Origin of the sequence: Streptomyces gardneri (assembly GCF_006539185.1) — a bacterium.
In the GTDB taxonomy this organism is placed as follows: domain Bacteria; phylum Actinomycetota; class Actinomycetes; order Streptomycetales; family Streptomycetaceae; genus Streptomyces; species Streptomyces gardneri.
The window spans coordinates 1-23,473 of sequence record NZ_BJMN01000062.1 but is presented as its reverse complement, the minus strand read 5'-3'; the positions used below and the strand labels follow the sequence as shown (position 1 = coordinate 23,473).

General features: G+C 73.8%; 23 protein-coding genes. 15 read left to right on the top strand and 8 right to left on the bottom strand.

The genetic code is table 11. The features are described from left to right. Nucleotides 1-83 precede the first annotated feature (83 nt). Nucleotides 84-233: an SCO1431 family membrane protein gene (locus SGA01_RS35945; RefSeq protein WP_107105422.1), complete on the top strand. Its 150-nt coding sequence runs from the start codon at nucleotides 84-86 to the stop codon at nucleotides 231-233. A gap of 95 nt (nucleotides 234-328) precedes the next feature. Continuing rightward, the gene (locus SGA01_RS35940) at nucleotides 329-1,501 is read left to right on the top strand and encodes an acyl-CoA dehydrogenase family protein (protein WP_141302147.1); all 1,173 of its coding nucleotides are present in this window, start codon (nucleotides 329-331) and stop codon (nucleotides 1,499-1,501) included. On the opposite strand, the gene SGA01_RS42395 is transcribed toward SGA01_RS35940, so the two are convergent. Next, the gene (locus SGA01_RS42395; protein WP_229918500.1) at nucleotides 1,464-1,799 is read right to left on the bottom strand and encodes a hypothetical protein; all 336 of its coding nucleotides are present in this window, start codon (nucleotides 1,797-1,799) and stop codon (nucleotides 1,464-1,466) included. The genes SGA01_RS35940 and SGA01_RS42395 overlap by 38 nt on opposite strands. 174 nt (nucleotides 1,800-1,973) lie before the next feature. Between SGA01_RS42395 and SGA01_RS35930 the strand changes: the two genes are divergently transcribed. Further along, a complete protein-coding gene (locus SGA01_RS35930) occupies nucleotides 1,974-3,110 on the top strand; it encodes an Rv3169 family protein (RefSeq protein WP_141302145.1) in 1,137 nt (378 codons plus the stop codon). 10 nt (nucleotides 3,111-3,120) lie between these two features. Beyond that, nucleotides 3,121-4,212 carry a phosphotransferase family protein gene (locus SGA01_RS35925; protein WP_141302143.1) on the top strand — a complete coding sequence of 364 codons (1,092 nt, stop codon included), beginning with the start codon at nucleotides 3,121-3,123 and terminating at the stop codon, nucleotides 4,210-4,212. A gap of 76 nt (nucleotides 4,213-4,288) precedes the next feature. Here the strand turns inward: SGA01_RS35925 and SGA01_RS35920 are convergent, their stop codons facing one another. Continuing rightward, entirely contained in the window at nucleotides 4,289-4,657 is a 369-nt protein-coding gene (locus SGA01_RS35920) for a hypothetical protein (protein WP_055644621.1), read from the bottom strand. Between the two features lie 226 nt (nucleotides 4,658-4,883). Here SGA01_RS35920 and SGA01_RS35915 point away from each other — a divergent pair, with 226 nt between their 5' ends. The 4 genes from SGA01_RS35915 (at nucleotide 4,884) to fxsA (ending at nucleotide 8,960) form a co-directional block, all read left to right on the top strand. Beyond that, a complete protein-coding gene (locus SGA01_RS35915) occupies nucleotides 4,884-5,324 on the top strand; it encodes an Lrp/AsnC family transcriptional regulator (protein WP_017242178.1) in 441 nt (146 codons plus the stop codon). A 67-nt stretch (nucleotides 5,325-5,391) separates the two neighbouring features. Then, nucleotides 5,392-7,053 carry an amidohydrolase gene (locus SGA01_RS35910; protein ID WP_371866277.1) on the top strand — a complete coding sequence of 554 codons (1,662 nt, stop codon included), beginning with the start codon at nucleotides 5,392-5,394 and terminating at the stop codon, nucleotides 7,051-7,053. Between the two features lie 412 nt (nucleotides 7,054-7,465). Continuing rightward, a complete protein-coding gene (locus SGA01_RS35905; protein WP_055644623.1) occupies nucleotides 7,466-8,278 on the top strand; it encodes a polyprenol monophosphomannose synthase in 813 nt (270 codons plus the stop codon). Between the two features lie 85 nt (nucleotides 8,279-8,363). Beyond that, the gene (fxsA, locus tag SGA01_RS35900) at nucleotides 8,364-8,960 is read left to right on the top strand and encodes an FxsA family membrane protein (protein WP_141302141.1); all 597 of its coding nucleotides are present in this window, start codon (nucleotides 8,364-8,366) and stop codon (nucleotides 8,958-8,960) included. 115 nt (nucleotides 8,961-9,075) lie between these two features. Here the strand turns inward: fxsA and SGA01_RS35895 are convergent, their stop codons facing one another. The 4 genes from SGA01_RS35895 to yczE all read right to left on the bottom strand — a co-directional run bounded on the left by SGA01_RS35895 (nucleotide 9,076) and on the right by yczE (nucleotide 12,648). After that, nucleotides 9,076-9,450 (bottom strand): RNA polymerase-binding protein RbpA, encoded by a 375-nt coding sequence (locus tag SGA01_RS35895; RefSeq protein WP_015032218.1) that lies wholly within the window; start codon nucleotides 9,448-9,450, stop codon nucleotides 9,076-9,078. Nucleotides 9,451-9,705: 255 nt separating this feature from the next. Further along, a complete protein-coding gene (locus SGA01_RS35890) occupies nucleotides 9,706-11,070 on the bottom strand; it encodes an MFS transporter (RefSeq protein ID WP_141302139.1) in 1,365 nt (454 codons plus the stop codon). 55 nt (nucleotides 11,071-11,125) lie between these two features. Further along, nucleotides 11,126-11,890, bottom strand: a complete 765-nt coding sequence (locus SGA01_RS35885) for a glycerophosphodiester phosphodiesterase family protein (RefSeq protein WP_141302137.1) — start codon at nucleotides 11,888-11,890, stop codon at nucleotides 11,126-11,128. Further along, a complete protein-coding gene (gene yczE, locus SGA01_RS35880; RefSeq protein WP_229918499.1) occupies nucleotides 11,887-12,648 on the bottom strand; it encodes a membrane protein YczE in 762 nt (253 codons plus the stop codon). The genes SGA01_RS35885 and yczE overlap by 4 nt, the downstream gene beginning before the upstream one ends. A 64-nt stretch (nucleotides 12,649-12,712) precedes the next feature. On the opposite strand from yczE, the gene SGA01_RS35875 reads away from it, so the two are divergent. Further along, the gene (locus SGA01_RS35875) at nucleotides 12,713-14,215 is read left to right on the top strand and encodes an SCO1417 family PLP biosynthesis transcription factor (protein ID WP_141302135.1); all 1,503 of its coding nucleotides are present in this window, start codon (nucleotides 12,713-12,715) and stop codon (nucleotides 14,213-14,215) included. Between the two features lie 79 nt (nucleotides 14,216-14,294). On the opposite strand, the gene SGA01_RS35870 is transcribed toward SGA01_RS35875, so the two are convergent. Then, entirely contained in the window at nucleotides 14,295-16,103 is a 1,809-nt protein-coding gene (locus SGA01_RS35870; RefSeq protein WP_229918498.1) for a hypothetical protein, read from the bottom strand. Nucleotides 16,104-16,169: 66 nt separating this feature from the next. Beyond that, nucleotides 16,170-16,364 (bottom strand): hypothetical protein, encoded by a 195-nt coding sequence (locus tag SGA01_RS35865; RefSeq protein ID WP_015032212.1) that lies wholly within the window; start codon nucleotides 16,362-16,364, stop codon nucleotides 16,170-16,172. A 307-nt stretch (nucleotides 16,365-16,671) separates the two neighbouring features. Between SGA01_RS35865 and SGA01_RS35860 the strand changes: the two genes are divergently transcribed. The 6 genes from SGA01_RS35860 to SGA01_RS35835 all read left to right on the top strand — a co-directional run. Beyond that, nucleotides 16,672-17,064 (top strand): ankyrin repeat domain-containing protein, encoded by a 393-nt coding sequence (locus SGA01_RS35860; RefSeq protein ID WP_141302133.1) that lies wholly within the window; start codon nucleotides 16,672-16,674, stop codon nucleotides 17,062-17,064. Nucleotides 17,065-17,318: 254 nt separating this feature from the next. Beyond that, nucleotides 17,319-18,734, top strand: coding sequence for a HEAT repeat domain-containing protein (locus SGA01_RS35855; protein WP_141302132.1), 1,416 nt, complete (start codon nucleotides 17,319-17,321; stop codon nucleotides 18,732-18,734). Nucleotides 18,735-19,098: 364 nt separating this feature from the next. After that, entirely contained in the window at nucleotides 19,099-20,220 is a 1,122-nt protein-coding gene (locus SGA01_RS35850) for a glycosyltransferase family 4 protein (RefSeq protein WP_141302130.1), read from the top strand. Between the two features lie 50 nt (nucleotides 20,221-20,270). Next, nucleotides 20,271-21,521 carry a glycosyltransferase gene (locus SGA01_RS35845; protein ID WP_141302173.1) on the top strand — a complete coding sequence of 417 codons (1,251 nt, stop codon included), beginning with the start codon at nucleotides 20,271-20,273 and terminating at the stop codon, nucleotides 21,519-21,521. Next, nucleotides 21,518-22,459 (top strand): SGNH/GDSL hydrolase family protein, encoded by a 942-nt coding sequence (locus tag SGA01_RS35840; RefSeq protein WP_141302128.1) that lies wholly within the window; start codon nucleotides 21,518-21,520, stop codon nucleotides 22,457-22,459. The genes SGA01_RS35845 and SGA01_RS35840 overlap by 4 nt, the downstream gene beginning before the upstream one ends. After that, nucleotides 22,456-23,473, top strand: a 1,018-nt coding sequence (locus SGA01_RS35835) for a hydantoinase/oxoprolinase N-terminal domain-containing protein (protein ID WP_304364583.1), incomplete at its 3' end; no start/stop codon positions are given. The genes SGA01_RS35840 and SGA01_RS35835, both read left to right, overlap by 4 nt.

Sequence of the window (23,473 nt, the reverse complement as noted above, 5' to 3'; positions counted from 1 at the left end):
CCGTCCGACCGGGCCGGGCGGCCCCGGGGGACGTGACCGACGTCTCTACCCCGGGGCCGCCCGTGTGCCGCACTGTGGTGGCCATGACCGCAACCACCTACGCCCGACTCCTCTCCCGCGCCCGGACGGGCGGTCCCCGGGACGGTGACGGCCCCAAGATCCTGGAGCACGTGCTCGGCTGGACCCTGGTCGTCGTGCTCGCCGTGTTCGTCACCCGGGCGGGTCTCATGTGACGCCGGCCGTGTGATGCCCCGGGACCGAACGGGCATACTCCCCGCGAACCCGTGCGCGCACGCTCGCGCCGCCCGCCAGGGAGGAGTACCCGGCCATGTCCGAAAGCCCAGCGGACGGCGTGGAACGCCGGCTGCCCAGCGACGAGGCCCGGGAGCTGCTCGCCCTGGTCCGCGACATCGCCCGGCGGGAGATCGCCCCGCGCGCCGCGGAGGAGGAGGCGGCAGGGGTGTTCCCCCGTGAGCTCTTCACGCTGCTCTCCCGGTCGGGGCTGCTCGGACTGCCCTACGACCCGGCGTACGGCGGGGGAGGCCAGCCGTACGAGGTCTACCTCCAGGTCCTGGAGGAGCTCGCGGCGGCCCGGCTCACCGTGGGTCTCGGCGTCAGCGTCCACACCCTCTCCTGCCACGCGCTCGGGGGCTTCGGCACCGAGGAGCAGCGGGCCGAGCACCTGCCCGCGATGCTGGGCGGCGGCCTCCTCGGCGCGTACTGCCTCTCCGAAGCCTCCGCCGGCTCGGACGCGGCGGCGCTGCGGACCCGGGCCGTCCGGGACGGCGACGACTGGGTGATCGACGGTACGAAGGCCTGGATCACCCACGGCGGGATCGCGGACTTCTGTACGGTCATGGCCCGCACCGGCGGTCCGGGGGCGCGCGGCATCAGCGCCTTCCTGGTGCCGGGGGACGCACCGGGGCTGAGCGCGGCCCCGCCCGAACGGAAGATGGGCATGAAGGGCTCGCCCACCGCCCAGCTGCACTTCGACGGTGTACGGGTCCCCGACGCGCGGCGCCTCGGCGCGGAGGGGCAGGGCTTCGCGATCGCCCTCGCCGCCCTGGACTCGGGCCGGCTCGGCATCGCCGCCTGCGCGGTCGGGCTCGCCCGGGCGGCGCTGGACCAGGCCGTCGCCTACGCGCGCGAGCGCCGGCAGTTCGGGCGGCCGATCGCCGACTTCCAGGGGCTCCGTTTCCTCCTCGCCGACATGGCGACCCAGCTGGAGGCGGGCCGGGCGCTCTGTCTGGAGGCGGCGCGGCTCCGGGACGAGGGGCGGGATTTCGGGCGGTCGGCGGCGATGGCGAAGCTCTTCTGCACGGACACCGCGATGCGGGTCACGACGGACGCGGTGCAGGTGCTCGGCGGGTACGGCTACACCGCGGACTTCCCGGTGGAGCGCTATCTGCGCGAGGCGAAGATGCTGCAGATCGTCGAGGGGACCAATCAGATCCAGCGGGTGGTCATCGCACGTCACCTCGTCGGACCAGAGTCCCGCTGACCCGTACGGTCCGGTCCGCCCAGACGGGGCCCGCGGCGAGCCGGTTCCACTCCTGGTCGCGGTGGCCGGGGAGGGTGCGGCCCTGGCTGGCCCAGAGGCTGAGGACGTCCTGGTAGATGGGCGGGTCGGCGGTGGCCGGGCCGGCGACCGGCACCGCGACGGGGACGGGCACCGGGACGGGCGCGGGCGCAGGTGCCTGTGGCGGCACCGGCGCCTTGCGAGGAACCGATTCTTCACCATGCGGTTCGGCCTGCCGGTGCCGACCGTAGCCGTTGGGAGTCGTGTACAGCGTGGTCATGCCCGGACCAACGCTTTCCGGACGGCCGGGGTCACCCCCGAACGGATTCGAGCGGCAGTTCGCCCGGTACCCGGTGCGCGACTCTGGTCCCCCGGCATTTACCTGACGTACCGTCAGCTTCCATCGCGGAAGCACCCGCCGACGCGGAACCACCCGCCGATCAGGAGGTCAGCCATGTCGGTGAACCGGCACGCAGAGGACCGGCCCGTCGCGCTCGACGAATACCCCGTGCACCAGGCCCCGCTCTCGATGAAGCACCACGTCAGCGGCGACCGCAACGCCTACGACCGCTGCATCTTCCACGTCTTCGACCACCAGGGCAGGGCCCTGCTCATCGCCGGCCTCGGCGTCTACCCGAACACCGGCGTCATCGACGCCTACGCGACCCTGCGCACCGGCGACCGGCTGCACGCCGTCCGCGCATCCGACGCCCTCGGCGACGACCGTACGAACCTCTCCGTCGGCCCCCTCACCATCACGGTCGACGAGCCCCTCAAGCGGCTCTCCCTGCGCTGCGAGGCGGCTCCCGACGATCCCGAAGGGCTGTCCTTCGACCTCACCTGGACCGGCGACTTCCCCACCGTCTGGGAGCCCCACCACACCCAGCGCCACGGCGGCCGCCTCACCCTCGAAGGCCGTCGCTTCGTCCAGGCCGGGCACTGCGCGGGCACGATCAGGGCCGGCGGCGAGGAGTTCACGGTCACCGAGGGGGAGTGGACCGGCACCCGCGACCGCAGCTGGGGGGTCCGCCCGATACCCGGCGAAGAACCCGGACGCGCCGCCGAGTTCCGCCCCGAGGGCTTCCACTGGCTCTGGATCCCGATGCGCTTCGAGGACCGCTTCCTCATGGTCATCGCCCAGGAGGACGCCGACGGCTACCGCACCCTCAACGAGGCCCTGCTCGTACGGAACGGCCATCGCGACACCCAACTCGGCTGGCCCCGCACCGACATCACGTACCGCCCGGGCACCCGCCACCCCGAGCGGGCCGTCGTCCACCTCGCCGACCCGGCCGGGAAGCCCCTGGAGATCGGCGTCGAGATCCTCGCCTCCTCGCCCCTGGCCGTCGGCGCGGGATACCCGCCCGCCACCGACTGGCAGCACGGCACCTGGCAGGGCCGAGGCTGGACCGACCGGCGCGTCTACGACCTCTCCGACCCGTCCGCGCACCCCATGGCCGCCTACGGGGTCACCGACCACGCCGCGCGCTTCACCCTCGACGGCCACACCGGCTACGGCATCTTCGAACACGGCTCCTTCGGCCGCCACGACCCCAGCGGCTTCGCCGACCACACCTCGACGGCCGGCTGAGGAGCCTGACATGGGAATCGCCCCCCGCCCCCGCACCAGCACCCGCGACCCCGAGGAACTCGGCCGACGGCTCACCGCCTGGCTGGACCGGCACCTGCCCGGCGCCCGCGTCACCGGTCTCGCCGTGCCCGGGTCCAACGGCATGTCCAGCGAGACCCTGCTCTTCGACCTGGAGCACCCCGACGCCCCCGTGCGGGGCTGCGCCCTCCGGCTGGCCGCCGACCCCGCCGCGTACACCGTCTTCCCCGTCTACGACATGGCACGGCAGCACCGCGTGATGCGCCTGGTCGGCGAGCACACCGACGTCCCCGTGCCGCGCGTGCTGTGGCTGGAGGAGGACCCGGGGCCGCTCGGCGCCCCCTTCTTCGTGATGGCCCGCGCCGAGGGCCGGGTGCCGCCGGACGTCATGCCCTACACGTACGAGGGGAACTGGCTGCACGCCGCCACGGACGCCGAACGCGCCGTCCTGGAGGACGAGTCCGTCGCCGTACTGGCCCGGCTGCACGACCAGTTCCCGGCGAAGGAGGCCGAGTTCCTGCTGCCGGACGGCACGGGGACCCCGCTGCGCCGCCATGTCGACGCCCAACGCGCCTACTACGCCTGGGTGGTGGAGGGACTAGCCCCCTCGCCGCTCATCGAGTCCGCCTTCGACTGGCTGGAGGCGCACTGGCCGGCGGACGAGGGCGAGGCCGTCCTCGGCTGGGGCGACGCCCGGATCGGGAACATCGTCTACGACGGATTCACGCCCGCCGCCGTCCTCGACTGGGAGATGGCGTCCTGCGTCCCGCGCGAGGTCGACCTCGGCTGGGCGGTCTACCTCCACCGCTTCTTCCAGGACCTGACGGTCTCCTTCGGCCAGCCCGGCCTGCCCGACTTCCTGCGCCGCGACGCGATCGAGCGGCGGTACGCGGAACTGACCGGGCACACCCCGCGCGACATGGAGTTCCACACGCTCTACGCGGCGCTGCGGCACGCGATCGTGATGCTCAGGATCGCGTACCGGCAGGCCTACTTCGGAGAGGTCGAGGTGCCCGGAGACCCGGACGCCCTCATCCTGCACCACGCCACGCTCGCGGCGATGGTGCGGGGAAGCTACTGGTGAGGCGGGCGCCCTGAGCGGGCGCCGCCAATCGGGGTCGGACCCCAGGGGGTGTCTTGCCGATCAGGCCGGACACCCTCTAGGCGGCGCGCCGCATCTGGGGCACCCGCAGCGGGCGCGAGCCCGGACCGCCGACGTGCGAGAAGGGCTGCGTCCGCCAGTCGAGACCCTGGGGGAGCGTCAGGAGCAGCGCGGTGTCCTGCTCCTGGACCTCCAGGCTGTCGTCCGCCGGGCGGGCCGAGGACGCCGGAAGGCCCGTGCCCTGGCAGACCGTCAGGACGAAGGGGTTCCACGGCGTGGGGCACTGGGCGTGCTCGGGCAGCACGTCCTCGTCGGCGAGCAGCGCGATCGGCTGCACGCACTCCGGGCAGACGACCCGGAACATCTCAAAGGTGTCGTACGCGTCGAGCTCGTCGAACGTGTCGACGGATTCAACAGGATCCTGCATGGAGAATCTCCCCCTCGGGTGCGTCGGCCGGGTCTGTGACGGCCTCGACCACAGCAAGCACTTCCCATGCGGAACTCCGCATAACCGTGAGCCGGGACCCCGGGCCGAGCGCAAACCTGTGGTGTTCGTCACATGCCCGTCGCAGGTGCCCCGTGACCGCCCATAGCGGCCTATACGGGCTGCCCCCGGTTGTCCCGCGGCGCCCGCGGCGCACTAGGGTCACCGCATGGAGGAGCTGGATCGTCAGATCGTCGAGTTGCTCGTCAAGGACGGGCGCATGAGCTACACCGACCTGGGCAAGGCCACCGGCCTGTCCACCTCGGCAGTGCATCAGCGCGTCCGCCGTCTCGAGCAGCGCGGAGTCATCCGCGGCTATGCCGCCGTCGTCGACCCGGAGGCCGTGGGTCTGCCGCTCACCGCCTTCATCTCGGTCAAACCCTTCGACCCGAGCGCCCCGGACGACACCCCGGACCGGCTCGCCGACATCCCGGAGATCGAGGCCTGCCACAGCGTCGCGGGCGACGAGAACTACATCCTGAAGGTCCGGGTCGCGACGCCGCTGGAGCTGGAACACCTGCTCAGCCGCATCCGCTCGCAGGCCGGGGTGTCCAGCCGGACGACGGTCGTCCTGTCCACCCCGTACGAGGCCCGACCGCCCCGCATCTGACCCCGGACCACCGCAGGTGGGGGACCTGCCGGACAAAGCGGGTCCCCGCAGGTCCTAGCCTGGTCGCATGAGTGAGCCCATGTCCGCGGCGTCCGCCGCCTCCGCCGCCGAGCAGCGCACCGTCCTGCTGCGCGGCGGGGAAGTCCACAGCCCCGCCGATCCCTTCGCCACCGCCATGGTGGTGGAGCGCGGGCACGTCGCCTGGGTGGGCTCGGAGGGCGCGGCCGACGCCTTCGCCTCCGGCGTGGACGAGGTCGTCGACCTGGAGGGCGCGCTCGTCACCCCGGCGTTCGTCGACGCGCACGTGCACACCACGGCCACCGGCTTCGCCCTCACAGGCCTCGACCTGTCCTCCGCCGCCTCGCTCGCCGAGGCGGCGGAGATGATCCGGGCCCACGCCGCGACCCACCCCGCGGACCGCATCCTCATCGGCCACGGCTGGGACGCCTCCCGCTGGCCCGAGCGCCGCCCGCTCACCCGCGCCGAGCTCGACGGCCTCACGGGCGGCCGCCCGCTCTACCTGACCCGGATCGACGTCCACTCGGCCGTCGTCACGACCGCCCTCCTCGACCTCGTCCCCGGCATCCGCGACCTGGACGGCTTCCACGACGGCCAGCGGCCGCTCACCGGTGACGCACATCACGCCGTCCGCGCCGCCGCCTTCGCCGCCGTCTCCCCGGCCCAGCGCACGGAGGCGCAGCGCGCCGCCCGGAGCCACGCCGCCTCCCTCGGCATCGGCACCCTCCACGAGTGCGGCGGCCCCCGGATCTCCTCCGAGGAGGACTTCACGGGCCTCCTGGACCTCGCCCGCGCCGAGGCGGGGCCCCGGGTCGTGGGCTACTGGGCGGACCTCGACATCGATCGGGCGCGGGACCTGGGCGCCCTCGGGGCGGCCGGCGACCTCTTCGTCGACGGCTCCCTCGGCTCCCACACCGCCTGCCTCCACGAGCCGTACGCGGACCACGCGGCCCACGCCGGTACCGCCCCCACGGGGGCCGCCCACCTGGACGCGCCCACCGTCGCCGCCCATGTCGTGGCCTGCACCGAGGCAGGGCTCCAGGCCGGCTTCCACGCCATCGGGGACGCCGCCGTCGCCGCCGTCGTCGAGGGCGTCCGCGCCGCCGCCGAGAAGCTCGGCCTCGCCCGGATCCGGGCCGCCCGCCACCGCGTCGAGCACGCCGAGATGCTCACTCCCGAGACGATCGCGGCCTTCGCCGAGCTGGGCCTCACCGCGTCCGTCCAGCCCGCCTTCGACGCGCTCTGGGGCGGCGAGGAGGGCATGTACGCCGACCGGCTCGGCGTCGAGCGGGCCGGCACCCTCAACCCGTACGCGGCGCTCCTGCGCGCCGGTGTGCCGCTGGCCTTCGGCTCCGACAGCCCGGTCACCCCGCTCGACCCGTGGGGCACCGTCCGCGCCGCCGCCTTCCACCGCACCCCCGAGCACCGGATCTCCGTCCGGGCCGCCTTCACCGCCCACACCAGGGGCGGCTGGCGGGCCGTGGGCCGCGACGACGCCGGGACGCTCGTCCCGGGCGCTCCCGCCGACTACGCGGTCTGGCGCACCGGCGAACTCCTCGTCCAGGCACCCGACGACCGGGTGGCCCGATGGTCCACCGACCCCCGCTCCGGCACGCCCGGTCTGCCCGATCTGTCGCCCGGTGCGGAGCTCCCCGTCTGCCTGCGCACGGTGGTGTACGGACAGACGGTGTTCGTACGGCCGAACGAGTGATGTAGGGATATTTCCGACCCCCGAGCACCGCTCCGTACGCTTGTCCCCGACCTGCGGATCTTCCTCTCCTGCCTGGCCTTTCAGGGAGTCTCCGCAGGTCAAGCGGGTGTTGACAGCTGACGGTCGGGGGCGGGTAGGTTCACCGGGTCCACCACAGGACGTCCGACCGTTTGAAACCGCCCCGCAGTCGCCGACCGCCGCCCGCGCCTCGGCCGCGAGGGAAGGTTTCTCCGGCGGAAGGTGCGACCCGGGTGGGGCCCGGACGTTCAGTAGACAACGGCTCTCGGTCGACCCGCAGCCAGCGGATCCCAGGTCGGACCGAAGGACGTCGGGCCCCGCACCGCACGGCAACCGCCCCCATATGTCCGATACCCACGTGACCGCTGCGCCGGAGCACTCCGAGGACCTCGCTATGGTGGGGTACTCGTATGTATCCGAAGGGGCAGTAGTGAACGACGGTGGCCAGAGGCGTTACGGCCCGCTCGGCAAGGCCTTGGTGATCATTCCGACCTACAACGAGGCGGAGAACATCAAGCCGATCGTCGCGCGGGTGCGGGAAGCCGTACCCGAGGCGCACGTTCTCGTCGCGGACGACAACAGCCCCGACGGTACGGGCAAGTTCGCGGACGAGATCTCCTCCGAGGACGATCACGTCCACGTCCTGCACCGGAAGGGCAAGGAGGGGCTGGGCGCCGCCTACCTCGCCGGCTTCCGCTGGGGCATCGAGCACGGCTACGACGTCCTCGTGGAGATGGACGCGGACGGCTCGCACCAGCCTGAGGAGCTGCCGCGGCTGCTCACCGCCCTCAAGGGCGCGGACCTGGTCCTCGGCTCCCGCTGGGTGCCGGGCGGCCGGATCGTGAACTGGCCCAAGTCCCGCGAGTTCATCTCCCGGGGCGGCAGCCTCTACTCCCGCGTGATGCTCGACGTGCCGATCCGTGACGTCACCGGCGGCTACCGGGCCTTCCGCAAGGAGACCCTGGAGGGCCTCGGCCTGGAGGACGTGGCCTCCGCGGGCTACTGCTTCCAGGTCGACCTGGCCCGTCGCGCGGTCGCCGCGGGCTTCCATGTCGTCGAGGTCCCGATCACCTTCGTGGAGCGGGAGATCGGCGACTCCAAGATGAGCCGGAACATCGTCGTCGAGGCGCTGTGGCGGGTCACCGGCTGGGGTCTGACGGCGCGGGCGGAGAAGGTCGGCAAGCTGCTCGGCCGCAAGTCCTCCTGACCCCTTCGTCGAGGCCCGTCCCCCGTCGCGCGTACTGATCCTTTCTTTACGACGTTCCGGCGGGGTGCCAGGCACACTGGGGGTCATGACGACCGGCGCACCGCCTCCCCTCGCCCCCAAGCGCTCCCGCGCGCGCACCTTCGTTCCCCTCGCCGTCGCCGCCTGGCTGGTCCTGGAGATCTGGCTGCTCACGGTGGTGGCGAACGCGACGGGCGCGCTGACCGTGCTCGCCCTGCTCATCGGTGGCGCCGTCCTCGGCGCCACCGTGGTGAAGCGGGCGGGCCGACGTGCCTTCCGGAACCTCACCACGACCTTCCAGCAGGCCCAGGCGGCCGCCCAGACCGGCCAGGCGCCCTCGCCGGACGGGCGGACCGGCGCGGAGGACCGCAACGGCTTCCTGATGCTCGGCGGTCTGCTCCTGATCATCCCCGGCTTCCTCTCGGACGCGGCCGGACTCCTGCTGCTGATCCCGCAGGTCCGCTCCTTCCTCGGGCGGTACGCGGAGAAGGCCGTCGAGCGCCGGATGACCGCGGCCTCTTCTCCCGGCAGCCTCCAGGACGCCTTCCAGCAGGCGCGCATCCATCGCCCGGACGGAAAGGTCGTCCAGGGCGAGGTCGTCCGCGAGGACGCGAGCCAGGGCCCCCGTCGGCCCGAGGAGCCCCGCCCGCCCCTGCTGCCCTGACCGAACGGGCTACGCGGCCACGCGGCAATGTGAGACGCGACGAGCACGACAACGCCGAGGGGCCCGGTACACAGATCGTGTACCGGGCCCCTCGGCGTTGTCGTCCGATTGTCCGCTACGCGGACTTACGGCTGTCGCGCGGATGCACGGCGATGTTCATGGCGCCGGAGCGCAGGACGGCCAGCCTTTCGGCAAGGACCTCCTCCAGCTCCTCGCGGGTGCGCCGCTCCATGAGCATGTCCCAGTGCGTACGCGCCGGCTTGCCCTTCTTCTCCTCGGGACCGTCCCCGTCCACCAGGAGAGCCTGGATTCCGCAGACCTTGCATTCCCACTCCGGCGGAATTTCCGCCTCCACCGAGAAGGGCATCTCAAAACGATGGCCCTTCTCGCATGCGTACTCCACGGCCTGGCGCGGGGCCAGATCGATGCCGCGGTCGGTCTCGTAGCTGGTCACCACGAGGCGCGTGCCGCGAAGAGCTCGCTCACTCATGAATCGTGCCTCCCGGGCTTGTCGCCCACAGGACAGGTGTCGCTGTCGTCGTTATCCGGTCAACGTCCGGTCGGCGGTAAAGATTCCCGTGCCGGGTCATGCGTCGCCCGTCGTGCCGCCCCTTGTTGTACCCACCAGTGCCCGTTTTGTCACATCTGACATCAGATGTAACTCACTGTCTTCACCAAAGCAGCACGCAGTAACGGTCCGCCTGGCAGGCCAAAGGCGTACACTACCGGCCTTTCACTTCCGCGTCTAAATTCGCTCCGGCAGCGGGTTGCCCGCCTCCTCCACCGCGCGTCGCACCGGGACCCGGGCGAGCAGGACGAAGCCGACAGCGAAGAAGATCACGAGAGAGATGATGGCATCCCGATAGCTCCCGGTCAGCTGATACGCGAGACCGAACACGAGTGGACCCAGCCAGCTCAGTCCCCGGTCGCTCATCTCGTAGGCCGAGAAGTACTCCGCCTCCTTGCCGCGCGGCACCAGATGAGAGAACAGCGAGCGCGACAGGGCCTGGCTGCCGCCCAGTACCAGCCCGATCGCGGCCGCCAGGCAGTAGAAGAACAGGGGCTCGCCGGCCGGCAGGAAGTAACCCGCCGCCAGGATCAGCGTCCAGACCGCGAGCGAGCCGAGAATCGTCCGCTTGGCGCCGTGCGTCCGGGCGAGTCGCCCCATCCCCAGAGCGCCCGCCACCGCGAGCACCTGGACCAGCAGCACCGCCGTGATCAGGGTCGTCTGGTCGAGGCCCAGTTCCTCCGAGCCGTACACCGAGGCCTGCGAGATCACCGTCTGCACGCCGTCGTTGTAGACCAGATAGGCGAGCAGGAACGAGAGCGTCAGCGGATACCGGCGCATGTCCTTGAGGGTCGCCCGCAGCTGCCGCCAGCCACCGCCGACCCCGCCCGCCCGCTCGGCCCCGGCCGCGCGGACGTGCCGGTCGCGCAGCCGTCGCAGCGGTACGAGGGTGAAGGCGCCCCACCACACACCGGCCGAGGCGAGACAGATCCGGACGGCCTCGCCCTCGGTGAGGCCGAACGAGTCGTGACCCGAGTACAGGACCAGGTTCAGGACGAGGACCAGCGCGCCGGACGTGTAGCCGAAGGCCCAGCCGCGCGAGGAGACCTTGTCCCGCTCGTCCGGCTCCGCGATCTGCGGGAGATAGGCGTTGTAGAGCACCATCGACACCGCGAGCGAGGCGTTCGCCACGATCAGCAGGAACGCGCCGAGGAGGTAGCGCTCGCCCGCGAGGAAGAACATCCCCGCCGTGGCCGCGGCCCCCAGGTACGCCGACGCCGCGAGCAGCGGCTTCTTCCGGCCCGTCCGGTCCGCCACCGCGCCCACCAGGGGCATCACCAGCACCGCGACCACGATCGAGGCCGACACGGTGTACGCGAAGAGCGAGCCCGCACGCACGGGTATCCCGAGCGGGTACACGAAGCCCTCGGCGTCGGACGCCGCCCGCGCCACCGAGGTCAGGTACGGGCCGAGGAACACGGTCACCACGCTCGTCGAGTACACCGAGCACGCGAAGTCGTAGAAGTACCAGCCGCGCTGCTCGCGCCGCCGCTCGGCGGGACCGGCGGCGTACTCCTCCGGTTCGGTGGTGTCTGCGGTCAAGGCCGCGCCCCCTTGCTCGTCCCCGTGATCCGCTCGGCGCCGGCTCGGCACGCGCTCAGACCCACGCCCCCCGCTCGGTCAGCACCGAGCGCAGCGTCTCCAGATGATCGGTCATGATGCCATCCACGCCCAGGTCGAGGAGAGAGTTCATCCGCTCCGGATCGTTCACCGTCCAGACGTGGACCTGGAGCCCGCGCGCGTGGGCCTCCCGCACGAAGCGGCGGTCGACCACCGGGATGCCGGCCTGGCGCTCAGGGACCTGCGCGGCCACCGCGCCCGCCCGCAACGCCGCCGGGATCCCCAGCGAGCGCAGCCGCAGCCCGACGACCCCGCGCACCCCGTACGAGGTGGCGAGCCGGGGGCCCGCGAGACGCTGGGCCCGCGCCACCCGGGACTCCGTGAAGGAGCCCACGCACACCCGGTCCCAGGCGCCGGTCCGCCGGATCAGGTCCACCAGCGGCTCCAGGGCCGACTCGGTCTTGAGGTCGACGTTCCAGCGGGCCTCCGGGAACTCCTCCAGGAGGTCGGCGAAGAGCGGCAGCGGCTCCTGGCCTGCCACGCGGGCCTCGCGCACCGCGGCCCAGGGCAGGTCGCGGATCCGGCCCGCGGTGTCCGTCACCCGGTCGAGGGTCGCGTCGTGGAAGGCGACGAGCACGCCGTCCGCCGTCGTGTGCACATCGGTCTCGAAGTAGCGGTAGCCCGCCGCGGAGGCCAGGCGGAAGGCGGCCGCGGTGTTCTCCAGGCCGTTCGCCGTGCCGCCGCGATGGGCGAACGGGAGGGGGGACGGGTGGTCGAGATAAGGGTGGCGTACGCGAGTCACGGGCGCAGTATGGCCTGTCCCGGTGTCTCGGGGGCGACCTGAGGATCGACGGATGTCGGCCGGGTGGCGGCACCAGGTGTCTCGGAGCCGCCGGAATCCGGCCGGGGCGAGGCTTCGGGAACGGCGAACCAGCGCAGGAAGTACTGGGCGAGCGGCCCGATCGCCAGCGCGTACAGGACCGTGCCGACGCCGACCGAACCGCCGAGCGCGAAGCCGGTCGCGACGACCGCCACCTCGATCGCCGTCCGCACCAGCCGGATCGAGCGGCCGGTGAGCCGGTGCAGACCGGTCATCAGCCCGTCGCGCGGACCGGGACCGAACCGCGCCGCGATGTACAGGCCGGTGGCCACCCCGTTCAGGACGATGCCGATCGCGAGCAGCGGCACCTGACCGGCCAGGCCGTGGACGTCCGGGACCAGTGCCAGGGTGCCGTCCATCGCCACGCCGATCACGAAGACGTTGGAGACGGTGCCCAGACCCGGCTTCTGCCGGATCGGGATCCACAGGAGCAGCACCGCCGCCCCGACGATGATCGACACCACGCCGATGGTCAGTCCGGTCTTCTCGGCGAGACCCTGGTGGAGGACGCCCCAGGGCTCCAGGCCGAGCCCGCTGCGCACCAGGAGCGCCGAGCTCACCCCGTACAGCGTCAGACCGACGTACAGCTGGACGAGCCGGCGGGTGAGGTGCCGGCCGTGGAGGCCGGAGGCGATGGACAAGGGACTGCCCCCCAGGGTGGTGGTAGTGGACTGGCTCATGACACTCTGTGGCGGGGTATCCGGTGCCAACCATGGCCAATTCGATGAAGGTGGACTGATTTCGATGGCTCAGTGGACTTCGGCGGTGGGGCCGGCGCAGCTCGCCCGGCAGCTCCAGGCGCAGCAGCCGAGGCCCGCGGGACCCGGCGCCCGGAAGCCGCCCGCCTATCGCGCCCTCGCCGACGGCATCCGCCTTCTCGTCCTGGAGGGCCGCGTCCCCGTCGCCGCCCGCCTGCCCGCCGAGCGGGAACTCGCCGTCGCCCTGACCGTCAGCCGGACGACCGTGGCCGCGGCCTACGAGGCGCTGCGCGCCGAGGGCTTCCTGGAGTCCCGCCGCGGGGCCGGCAGCTGGACGGCCGTACCGGCCGGGAACCCGCTGCCCGCGCGCGGCCTCGAACCGCTGCCCCCGGAGGCCCTCGGCTCCTTGATCGACCTCGGCTGCGCGGCGCTGCCCGCGCCCGAGCCCTGGCTCACCCGGGGCGTCCAGGGCGCCCTGGAGGAGCTGCCGCCCTACGCCCACACGCATGGCGACTACCCGGCCGGGCTGCCCGCGCTGCGCCAGATGCTCGCCGACCGCTACACGGCGCGCGGCATCCCCACGATGCCCGAGCAGATCATGGTGACGACCGGGGCCATGGGCGCCATCGACGCCATCTGCCACCTCTTCGCGGGGCGGGGCGAGCGCATCGCCGTCGAGTCGCCCTCGTACGCCAACATCCTCCAGCTCATGCGGGAGGCCGGGGCCCGGCTCGTCCCCGTCGCCATGTCCGAGGGACTCGGCAGCTGGGACATGAGCCGCTGGCGCCAGGTGCTGCGGGACGCGGCGCCCCGCCTGGCGTACGTCGTCGCCGACTTCCACAACCCCACCGGCGCGCTGGCCGACGAGGACCAGCGACGGCAGCTCGTGGACGCGGCCCGCTCGGCCGGCACGGTCCTCGTCGTCGACGAGACCATGACCGAGCTGCACCTCGACGACGACGTGGAGATGCCCCGGCCGGTCTGCGCCTTCGACCCGGCGGGCTCGACGGTCCTGACGGTCGGCTCGGCCAGCAAGGCCTTCTGGGCGGGCATGCGGATCGGCTGGGTCAGGGCCGCACCCGACGTCATCCGCTCCCTGGTGGCCGCGCGCGCGTACGCGGACCTCGGCACCCCCGTGCTGGAACAGCTCGGCGTGAACTGGCTGATGGGGACCGGCGGCTGGGAGAAGGCCGTGAGCCTCCGGCGCGCGCAGGCGCGCGAGAACCGGGACGCGCTCGTCGCCGCGGTCCGCAGGGAGCTGCCGGAGTGGGAGTTCTCGGTGCCGCGCGGCGGGCTGACCCTCTGGGTCCGAACCGGCGGGCTCTCCGGCTCCCGGCTCGCCGAGGCGGGCGAACGCGTCGGCGTCCGGGTCCCCTCGGGCCCGCGCTTCGGGGTGGACGGCGCCTTCGAGGGATTCATCCGGCTTCCCTTCACGGTCGGCGGCCCGGTCGCCGACGAGGCCGCCGCCCGCCTCGCCGCCGCGGCGCGCCTGGTGGAGTCGGGCGCTGCGGGCGGGGGAGTGGAACCGCCCCGGTCGTTCGTGGCGTAGGGCGGCGCACGCCATACGCCGAGAGGCCGGTACGGACCAGGGTGGTCCGTACCGGCCTCTCGGCATGTCCGCGGCGCGCTCAGCCCTCGGCGGCCACCGGAGCGTGGCGGGGCGCGGGGCCCGGGTCCGCGGTGAGGCGCGGGGTGGGCTCGCCCTCGTAGCGGGCGACGGGTGCGACAGGGGTGAGGGGAGCGACGTCGGGCTCGTGGCGCGGCGGGGCCGGGGTCGGGGCAGGCGCCGCGTCGGGGGTCGAGGCGGGGGCCGCCTCGGTCGCCGTCGCCGCCGCGACGGTCACCGTCTTGAGCGTCGTCGTCTCGAACCCGGCCGACTCAAGCCCGGCCGACTCGAACCCGACCGTCTCGACGGCCACCGCGTCCGCCGCCGTGCGGCGTTCCGGGAGGAGCGCGAGGACCGCCTGGCGGTGCGCCTCGCTCGTCGAGTCGTCGTACGGGTCGGGCGTCGCCGGCACCTGGAGCCGCAGGACCGGGCCCGTACCGAGGCGGGCGTAGCCACGGCCCGCCGGCACCTGGGGCGTCGGCGTGGTGTGCGGCGCGACCCCGAGGACGGCCTCGATCTGCTCGGCGGAGGCGGGACCGAGCACGATCCGCGCCCGGGTGTGGCTCCGTACCGTCTCGCTCAGGGTGTCCGTGCTGTCGAACTGCTCGGCCACCACCACCGTGACCTGCGCCGTGCGCCCGTGCCGCAGCGGCACCTGGAGCAGCTCCTGCGGGTCGGGGCGGCCGTCGGCGGCGGCCAGGTGGCCGAGGACGCCCGGCCGGTCGAGGAGGATCCACAGCGGCCGCCGGGTGTCCTCCGGCGCGGGGTGCCCCGCCTGCCGGGCGCGGTTGGCGGCGATCAGCCGCCGCTCTGTCTCGTGCGCCGCCCACTCCAGGCTGGCCAGGGCGCCGGAGAGCCCGCACTCGACGGCGAGGACGCCGTCGCGGCCGGTCAGGCAGGCGTACTCGCCGGTGCCGCCGCCCTCGACGATCAGTACGTCCCCGTGGGGGAGGGCCTGGAGCGCGATCGAGCGCAGCAGGGAGGTCGTGCCGCTGCCCGGCTGGCCCACGGCCAGCAGGTGCGGTTCGGCGGAGCGGGGGCCGGTGCGCCAGACCACGGCCGGGGCGTCCTCCGTGCCGTCCGCCGCGACCACGGGCACGGTCCGCTGCACGGCGTCCTCGTCGGTGAAGCCGAGCACGGTCTCGCCGGGGACGGTGACGAAGCGCTGGGCGGCGATGGTGGTGGGCAGGGCGGACAGCACGCTCATCACGAGCAGGTTGCCCTCCTGGTCCCAGTCGAAGTGGTACTCGCGGCCGCGTCCCGACTTGGCGTGCAGCAGCTGCTCGACTCGGGCGCGGGCGGCCGGCTCGCCGTCGGTGAAGTACGGGGGGTACGCGATCCTCAGCCGGGTCGGCCGCCCGTCCTCGTCGAAGGCGTACTCCCCGAAGGCGCCGCTCCAGTCGCCGCCGTGGGTGAAGAGCGGGGCGGGGTCGTCGGGGACGGAGAAGTACGGCACGAGGGCCTCGTACAGGCCCTTGAGCCGGGCGATCTCCGCGTCGTCGGGCCCGGTCTTGACGACCGGGCGTTCGCGCCCCTTCCACGCGGCGGCGCCCATGAGCGTGACGAGCGCGAGCAGCGGCCCGTACGGCACGAGGGCGACGACGAGGACGCAGGCCGCGACCAGGAGCAGCGTGGGACCGCGCCGCTCCTTGGGGGTCGCGGCCCACTTGGCGCGCGCGGTCGCGGCCAGCTTCCGCAGACCACGGGAGACCGTGATCAGCGGCTGGAGCACGTCGGTGGCGCTGTCGGCGGCCGTGCGCGCGATCTCTCGGCTACGAGCGATCTGCGCGCTGCCGCTGCTCAGAATGCGGGGGAGTGGTCGCCGGGCCACGTCGTACTCCTGGTTTCGTGGAAGGGGCTGGTGGAGGGGGCAGGGGAAGGGCGCCCCCTCGGGGCGTCAGAACTTGATTCCGCCCAGGAGGCCGGCGAGGCTCTGCCCGCCCGCCGTGATGCTCGGGGCGATGGCGGTGCCCGCGAGGTAGAAGCCGAACAGCGCGCTGACGAGGGCGTGGGAGGCCTTCATCCCGTCCTTCTTGAAGAACAGGAAGCAGATGATGCCGAGCAGGACCACGCCTGAGATGGACAGGATCATTTGGTGTTCTCCTGGTTGAGGGGACAGTCACCATGAGTCCTTCCAGGTTCACAGCAAGTATCTATGTGACTAAAGGTGCATTAGAGTGAAATTCGCCTGATTTCACTTCACTGGCGCAAGGCGGATGCCTCGCCCGGTGGCGAAAACCCGGTGGTGCGCTAGGCGTCGGCCGGGGGTGGATCGCCGTGATCTTTGCCTCGGTGGGGCGCGGTCATGTCGCCCGACGGGCAGTACCCTGTCGATTCACTCGTACGGCCGCGCTTGCCGTGCGCAGGTCAACACTGCAGGAGAGAGGCGGTTCCACCCGATGAGCGAGACTCCGGACCCCGAGGTCATCGAGCTGGCGTCGAAGGTCTTCGACCTCGCGCGCACGGGGGACGCCGAGGCCCTGGCCGCCTATGTCGACGCGGGCGTCCCCGCGAACCTCACCAACGACAAGGGCGACTCCCTCGTCATGCTCGCCGCCTACCACGGCCACGCCGCCGCGGTCTCGGCCCTCCTGGAGCGCGGCGCCGACGCCGACCGCGCCAACGACCGCGGACAGACCCCGCTCGCGGGTGCCGTCTTCAAGGGCGAGGACGCCGTCATCCGCGCCCTGCTCGCCGGCGGCGCGAATCCGGAGTCTGGGACTCCGTCCGCCGTGGACACCGCACGCATGTTCGGCAAGGCCGATCTGCTGGAGCTCTTCGGAGCCCGGTGAACGGGTACTGAACCCCAGGTGAGAGCAGCGTCGTAAATGTGGTCGCGGTGGCGAAATGGGTGGGTCATCATGACGTCGGGCCCGGCGGACCGGGCCACCGACGAGAGGCAGAGGAAGATGGTCACTGGCAAGCGCAGGACGACGAGCGGCCCGACATGTTGCCGCACGGCCTAGGCGTACAGAGATGTATCGCCTGACCCGGGTCATCCCGGTCTCCCCCGGTCGTGTCGACAGCTTGATGTGAGGCGTCTTCCATGTTCGATCCAGTCATAGCGCCGAGCGGCACCCTGCTCGGCCTGCTGCAGAGGGGCCGCGGCGACGGCACCCTCCACGCGCTCGCCGCGCCACGGGCCGAGGCCCTCGCGGCCGTCAACCACTGCGTTCTCTCCGACCCCCGCCACGACTGGCAGGTCGAGAACCGCTCCCTCTACTACGCCCGTCTCTACCTGGACCTCCACGGCGGTCTGGACGAGATCGAGGCGCACCTCTTCGGTGCCGAGGACCACCTCGACCCCGAGGAGTCCAGGACCGGGCTCGCGCTCGCCGTCCTGGGGCACCTCGCCTCCTACGGCCGCCAGGACGCCCTGCTGCTGCTCCGGCGCTACGCGGCGACCGGCACGAACTGGGCCTGGGCCCTGGACGAGCTGGCCCTGCGCGACGACGACGCCGGGCTCCGCGGGCTCGCCCTGCCCGTGCTCGCCCGCTTCCCGGCCGACCCGACGGGCGACGCCGAGCTGGCGGGCGTCGTGCGCGACGCCTTCGAGCCCCGGCCCTGGCGGCTGTGGGCCGAGGACCAGCGGGAGGCCGTGGGCGCCCGGGTCAAGGCCGCCCAGGAACAGGGATCCTTCGACCGCTGGCAGCGCCAGATGCGCCCCGCGGGCCCCCGCCCCGGCTGGAGCGTGCGGGCCGTCCTCGACTGGGCGCAGGAGGGGTACGAGCGAGGTGCCGTGCTCCACGGCCCCGCCGCCCGCTGCCTCACCGCCGTGGCCGGTCCCGAGGACCGCCCCGAACTCCTCGCCGCCGCCCGCGACGGCTCGGCGGGAGCGCGCGGCGCCGCGCTCCACCACCTCGCCGAATCGCGGGACCCCGCCGTCCTCGACCTCGTGGAGGCCGCCGTCGACGCGGGCTCCGGCCCGGTCGCCGAGGCCGCCGTCGCCGCCTACCGGCGCATGTGCGGCGAGGACGCGGTCGCCCGTGCCCGCGCGTGGGTCCGGCGCACCGACGAGCTCGGCACCGCCGCAGCCGAGGTCCTCGCCTGCCGCGGCACGGCACAGGACGCCGGCCTCGTCCTCGGGGCGCTGCGCGGGACCATCCGCTCCGCCGGACCCGACGCCCCCGAGCTCGCCGTCCTCGTCGACGGAGCGGGCCGCCTCGACATCGCCGTCGCCGCACCCGTGCTGCGCCACGTCTACCGCGAGACGTCCTCCTCACAGTTGCGCGGCCGAGTGGCCCGAGCCCTCGCCGCCACCGACCCCACCTTCGCGACCGGCTTCGCCGTCGAATGCCTCTGGGACTGCGAGGAGACCACCCGCGAGGTGGCCGCCCAGCACGCCGAGACCGGAGACGTACGGGTCGCCGAGCGGCTCCGACGCCTCGCCGCCGACCCGGCCGAGGAGGCCGAGGTCCAGACGGCGGTGCGCAATCGGATAGGGCCGGACCTCCAGGTCTGATCCGGTCCGGTTCCTGACCAGGTCTGACTCCGGCCCGGTTCCTGACCAGGCCGACTCCGGCCTCGTTCCCGACCAGGCCTGACCCCTCCCCAGGTCTGATCCGGTCCGACCCGGTCCGACCCGGTCCGACCCTGTTCGGTCCGGTCCGGTTCGGTCCGGTTCGGTCCGGCCCGTCCCGTCGCCCGGACCCCGGGGCGGCGCGGCCTGCGGCGGAGATCCCGCCGATCGTGGCCCCGCCCCGGGCGTCCGGTGACCGGACGCCCGGCGAGCGCTTCGGCCGTCACGGCGAAACGCTCATGGGACGTTCCCCCACCGTCCAGATCGACGTAGGCGGGTACACGCCAAGCGGGACGACAACACCCGTATGCGTGTCGTCATCGTCACAGAATCCTTCCCTCCCGATGTCAACGGTGTGGCGCACTGCGCCCTCCAGACCGCGCGCCACCTCGTCCGCCGGGGCCACTCCCCGCTCGTCATCGCCCCCGCCGTCGCCGACCCCGCGGCGGACGCCGACGCCCCCTGCGCCGTCGTCCGGGTGCCCTCCCTGCCACTGCCCGGCTACCCCCAGGTCCGGGTCGCCCTGCCCAGCCGCCGGGTCGCCGCCGCCATCGCCGCGCACCGAGCCGACCTCGTCCACCTCGCCGGACCCTTCGTCCTCGGCGTGCGCGGAATGACGGCCGCCGCCCGGCTCGGCATCCCCGCCGTCGCCGTCTACCAGACCGACCTCGCCGGGTATGCCCGTACGTACGTGGGCACCGGCGAGGGCGCCGCCTGGCGCCGGCTCCGCGCCGTGCACGGCGCCGCCGACCGCACCCTCGCCCCCTCGTCCGCCGCCCTGCGCGACCTGGAGGCCCACGGCATCGGCCGCATCCGGCTCTGGGGGCGCGGTGTGGACACCGTCCGCTTCCGTCCCGGCCTGCGCGACGCCGGCCTGCGCCGCGAACTCGCACCCGGCGGTGAGCTCCTCGTCGGCTACGTGGGCCGTCTCGCGCCCGAGAAGCGCGTGGACCTGCTCGCCGGGATCCGCGGGATACCGGGTGTCCGCACCGTGGTCGTCGGCGACGGGCCCAGCGGGCCCGGGCTGAGCGCCGCTCTGCCGGACGCCCGTTTCCTGGGCCGCCGCACCGGCGACGACCTCGCCCGGATCTTCGCCTCGCTCGACGTCTTCGCCCACACCGGCCCGTACGAGACCTTCTGCCAGACCGTCCAGGAGGCCATGGCGAGCGGCGTCCCGGTGATCGCCCCGGCGGCCGGCGGGCCGCTGGACCTCGTCGACCACGGGCGCACGGGACTCCTCGTACCGCCCGGCGACCCGGACGCGCTGCGGGCGGCCGTCACCTCGCTCGCTGCGGCTCCGGATGCGCGCGCCGCCTACGGCCGGGCCGGCCGGGCCGCCGTCGAGGGCCGCACCTGGGAGGCCCTCGGCGACGAGCTGATCGGCCACTACCGGGAGGTCCTGCACGAGCGGACGGCGGTGGCGGCGTGAAGGGCGCTCGTGCCGTACCGGAAGGCGGCCCGGGCGGAGGCGCCTTCCCCGTGCCGGGCGGCGGTCCGGGCGGCGGGCTCCGTATCGTGCGGCTCGCCAACTTCGTGACCGCCACCTCCGGCGGTCTGCGCACCGCGCTCGACCAGCTGGGCCGCGGCTACCTCGCTGCGGGGCACGAACCCGTCCTCGTCGTCCCCGGCGACGTCGCGAGCGACCACCACACCGAGCAGGGCCGGGTCATCACCCTCCCGGGGCCCGTCCTGCCCGGCACCGGCGGCTACCGGGTCCTCGCCGACCGGCGCCGTGTCGCGCGCCTCCTCGACGAACTGGCACCCGACCGCGTCGAGGTCTCGGACCGGACGACCCTGCGGTGGACGGGGGAGTGGGCGCGCCGCGCCCGGGTGCCGTCGGCGATGGTCTCCCACGAGACGGCGGACGGGGTGCTGCGCACCTGGGGCGTTCCCCCCGCGCTCGCGGCCCGTGCGGCGGACCGCCTCAACCGCCGCACGGCCTGGGCCTTCGCCCGGATCGTCTGCACCACGGAGTGGGCGGAGCGCGAGTTCGTACGGATCGGGGCGCGCAACGTCGTACGGGCTCCGCTCGGCGTCGACCTGGAACGCTGCCGGCCCGGCCGCCGCAGCACCGTGCTCCGCGCCCGGTACGCGGACGGGGAGCGAGTCCTGCTGGCGCTCTGCTCGCGCCTCTCCGTCGAGAAGCGGCCCGGCACCGCACTGGACGCCCTCGCGGAGCTCCGCGACGCCGGGGTCCGGGCGGCGCTGGTCGTCGCGGGCGACGGGCCCCTGCGGGGTGCTCTGGAGCGGCGGGCGCGCGAGCGGCGCCTCCCGGTGCGGTTCCTCGGACACGTCGCCGACCGGGAGGCCCTCGCCGATCTCCAGGCCGCGGCGGACGTGTGCCTGGCCCCGGGGCCCGCGGAGACCTTCGGCCTCTCCGCCCTGGAGGCGCTCGCCTGCGGGACGCCGGTCGTCGTCAGCGCCTCCTCCGCCCTCCCGGAGGTCCTCGGGACCGCCGGGGCCGTGGCCGCCGACACGCCGGAGGCCTTCGCGGCCGCCGTCCGGGGGCTGCTCGCCCTCCCGGAGGCCGCCCGCCGAGCGGACGCACGCGCGCGTGCGGAGGGTTTCACCTGGGAGCGGTCGGTCGCGGCGTTCCTCCACGCCCACGACGCGGCGCCGTCGCCGGTCCGGGCACCCGCACACGTACAGCCGCCCGTACCGGCCGCCGTCCCCCTGCCGTCGCTTCCGGCGCGGACCGCCCCGTCCCGTTCCGAGGAGGCACGTCGATGACGGTCGATTCGCTCGGCGCCCGGACGGACGTGTCTCCCGGGCCCGGGACCCCGGTCGGTTCCGTCCGCTTCGCCGTGCTCGGCGATTCGTTCAGCGAGGGCGTCGGCGACCGGGTGGCCGGGGCCTGGCGCGGGTGGGCACCCCTGCTCGCCGAAGGGCTCTCGGCCGACGGGCTGTCGGCGGTAGGGCTCTCGTCCGCCGGACCCGCGGCCGGCGCCCGGCAGACAGTGCTCCTGAACCTCGCCGTCGGCGGCGCCCTCAGCCGTGACGTCGACGAGGACCAGCGGCCCCGCGCCGTCGCCTTCCGGCCGCACCTCGCCTCCGTGGTCGTCGGGGTCAACGACACGCTGCGCCGCACCTTCGACATCGGACTCCTCGCCCACCGCCTCGACCGCGTCCTCACGGACCTCGACGCCGCCGGGGCCGTCCTCCTGACCGCCTGCCTGCCCGACCCGGGGCGGATGCTCGGCCTGCCGCCGCCCCTGGCCCGCCCGCTGGCCCGCCGCCAGCGCTCCGTCAACGCGGTCGTGCACGCCCTGTCCGACCGGTACGACACCGTCCATCTCCACCTCGCCGACGACACCTGGACCGAGGACCGCGCCCTGTGGAGCGCCGACCGGCTCCACCCGGGCGAACGCGGCCACCGGGCCGTCGCCGCGGGCTTCCACCGACTCCTCGCCGCCCGGGGACTCGCCCACGGCCCATCGCCCGCGCCGGAGCCCGCCCAACCGCCGCCGACCCGCGCGGAGACCCTGCTCTGGCTCGCCACCGCCGGAACCGGCTGGGTGCTCCGCCGCAGCCGCGACCTGCTCCCGCAGCTGCTCCTGCTCGCCGGCGCCGAACTCCGCCACTGGGCCGACGGCACCGGCACCGAACCCCTGGACGCGCGCGCGGACGCCGCCCTCGCCGCCGCCCTCACGGCCACAATGGGGAGATGAACGGGCGCTGGGAGTTCTGGATCGACCGGGGCGGCACCTTCACCGACGTCGTCGGACGGCGGCCCGACGGACGGCTCGTCACCCGCAAGCTGCTCTCGCACGACCCCGTACGACGGCACGACCCCACAGGCCGACAGGACGCCGCCGTCGCCGGGATCCGCGCGCTCCTCGGCCTCGGGCCCGGCGACCCCGTCCCCGCCGACCGGATCGCCGTCGTCAAGATGGGCACCACCGTCGCCACCAACGCCCTCCTGGAGCGGCGCGGCGAACCGACCCTCCTCCTCGTCACCGAGGGCTTCCGCGACGCCCTGCGCATCGCCTACCAGAACCGGCCCCGGCTCTTCGACCGGCACATCGTGCTGCCCGAGGCGGTGTACGCGCGCGTGGCCGAGGTCCCGGAGCGCGTCGACGCCCACGGCCACGTCGTCCGCCCCCTGGACGAGGACGCCGTCGCGGAGGCCCTCGCCGCCGCCCACCGGGACGGCTTCCGCTCCGTCGCCGTCGTCCTGCTGCACGGCTACCGACACCCCGCGCACGAGACCCGGATCGCCGAGGCCGCGAGGGCCGCCGGCTTCACCCAGGTCAGCTGCTCGCACGAGGTGAGCCCGCTCATCAAGCTGATCCCGCGCGGGGACACCACCGTCGTCGACGCCTATCTCTCGCCGATCCTGCGCCGGTACGTCGACGAGGTCGCCCGCGAACTCGCCGGAATCCGCCTCATGTTCATGCAGTCCAACGGCGGACTGCGCGAGGCCGCCCACTTCCGCGGCAAGGACGCCGTCCTGTCCGGACCGGCCGGCGGAGTCGTCGGCATGGCCCGCACCTCGGCCCAGGCCGGACACGAGCGGGTCATCGGCTTCGACATGGGCGGCACGTCCACGGACGTGTCGCACTACGCGGGCGCCTTCGAGCGTGAACTCGGTACACAGGTCGCCGGGGTGCGGATGCGGGCCCCCATGATGAGCATCCACACCGTCGCGGCGGGCGGCGGCTCCGTCCTCCACTACGACGGCC

Bases quoted from the DNA above. Each gene is read 5' to 3' on its own strand.
- SGA01_RS35940 (WP_141302147.1), top strand. From the start codon at position 329: ATGTCCGAAAGCCCAGCGGACGGCGTGGAACGCCGGCTGCCCAGCGAC.
- SGA01_RS35925 (WP_141302143.1), top strand. From the start codon at position 3,121: ATGGGAATCGCCCCCCGCCCCCGCACCAGCACCCGCGACCCCGAGGAA.
- SGA01_RS35865 (WP_015032212.1), bottom strand. From the start codon at position 16,364: ATGATCCTGTCCATCTCAGGCGTGGTCCTGCTCGGCATCATCTGCTTC.
- SGA01_RS35895 (WP_015032218.1), bottom strand. From the start codon at position 9,450: ATGAGTGAGCGAGCTCTTCGCGGCACGCGCCTCGTGGTGACCAGCTAC.
- SGA01_RS42395 (WP_229918500.1), bottom strand. From the start codon at position 1,799: ATGACCACGCTGTACACGACTCCCAACGGCTACGGTCGGCACCGGCAG.
- SGA01_RS35860 (WP_141302133.1), top strand. From the start codon at position 16,672: ATGAGCGAGACTCCGGACCCCGAGGTCATCGAGCTGGCGTCGAAGGTC.
- SGA01_RS35945 (WP_107105422.1), top strand. From the start codon at position 84: ATGACCGCAACCACCTACGCCCGACTCCTCTCCCGCGCCCGGACGGGC.
- SGA01_RS35930 (WP_141302145.1), top strand. From the start codon at position 1,974: ATGTCGGTGAACCGGCACGCAGAGGACCGGCCCGTCGCGCTCGACGAA.
- yczE (WP_229918499.1), bottom strand. From the start codon at position 12,648: ATGAGCCAGTCCACTACCACCACCCTGGGGGGCAGTCCCTTGTCCATC.
- SGA01_RS35855 (WP_141302132.1), top strand. From the start codon at position 17,319: ATGTTCGATCCAGTCATAGCGCCGAGCGGCACCCTGCTCGGCCTGCTG.
- SGA01_RS35850 (WP_141302130.1), top strand. From the start codon at position 19,099: ATGCGTGTCGTCATCGTCACAGAATCCTTCCCTCCCGATGTCAACGGT.
- SGA01_RS35915 (WP_017242178.1), top strand. From the start codon at position 4,884: ATGGAGGAGCTGGATCGTCAGATCGTCGAGTTGCTCGTCAAGGACGGG.
- SGA01_RS35840 (WP_141302128.1), top strand. From the start codon at position 21,518: ATGACGGTCGATTCGCTCGGCGCCCGGACGGACGTGTCTCCCGGGCCC.
- SGA01_RS35875 (WP_141302135.1), top strand. From the start codon at position 12,713: ATGGCTCAGTGGACTTCGGCGGTGGGGCCGGCGCAGCTCGCCCGGCAG.
- fxsA (WP_141302141.1), top strand. From the start codon at position 8,364: ATGACGACCGGCGCACCGCCTCCCCTCGCCCCCAAGCGCTCCCGCGCG.
- SGA01_RS35910 (WP_371866277.1), top strand. From the start codon at position 5,392: ATGAGTGAGCCCATGTCCGCGGCGTCCGCCGCCTCCGCCGCCGAGCAG.
- SGA01_RS35920 (WP_055644621.1), bottom strand. From the start codon at position 4,657: ATGCAGGATCCTGTTGAATCCGTCGACACGTTCGACGAGCTCGACGCG.
- SGA01_RS35905 (WP_055644623.1), top strand. From the start codon at position 7,466: ATGGTGGGGTACTCGTATGTATCCGAAGGGGCAGTAGTGAACGACGGT.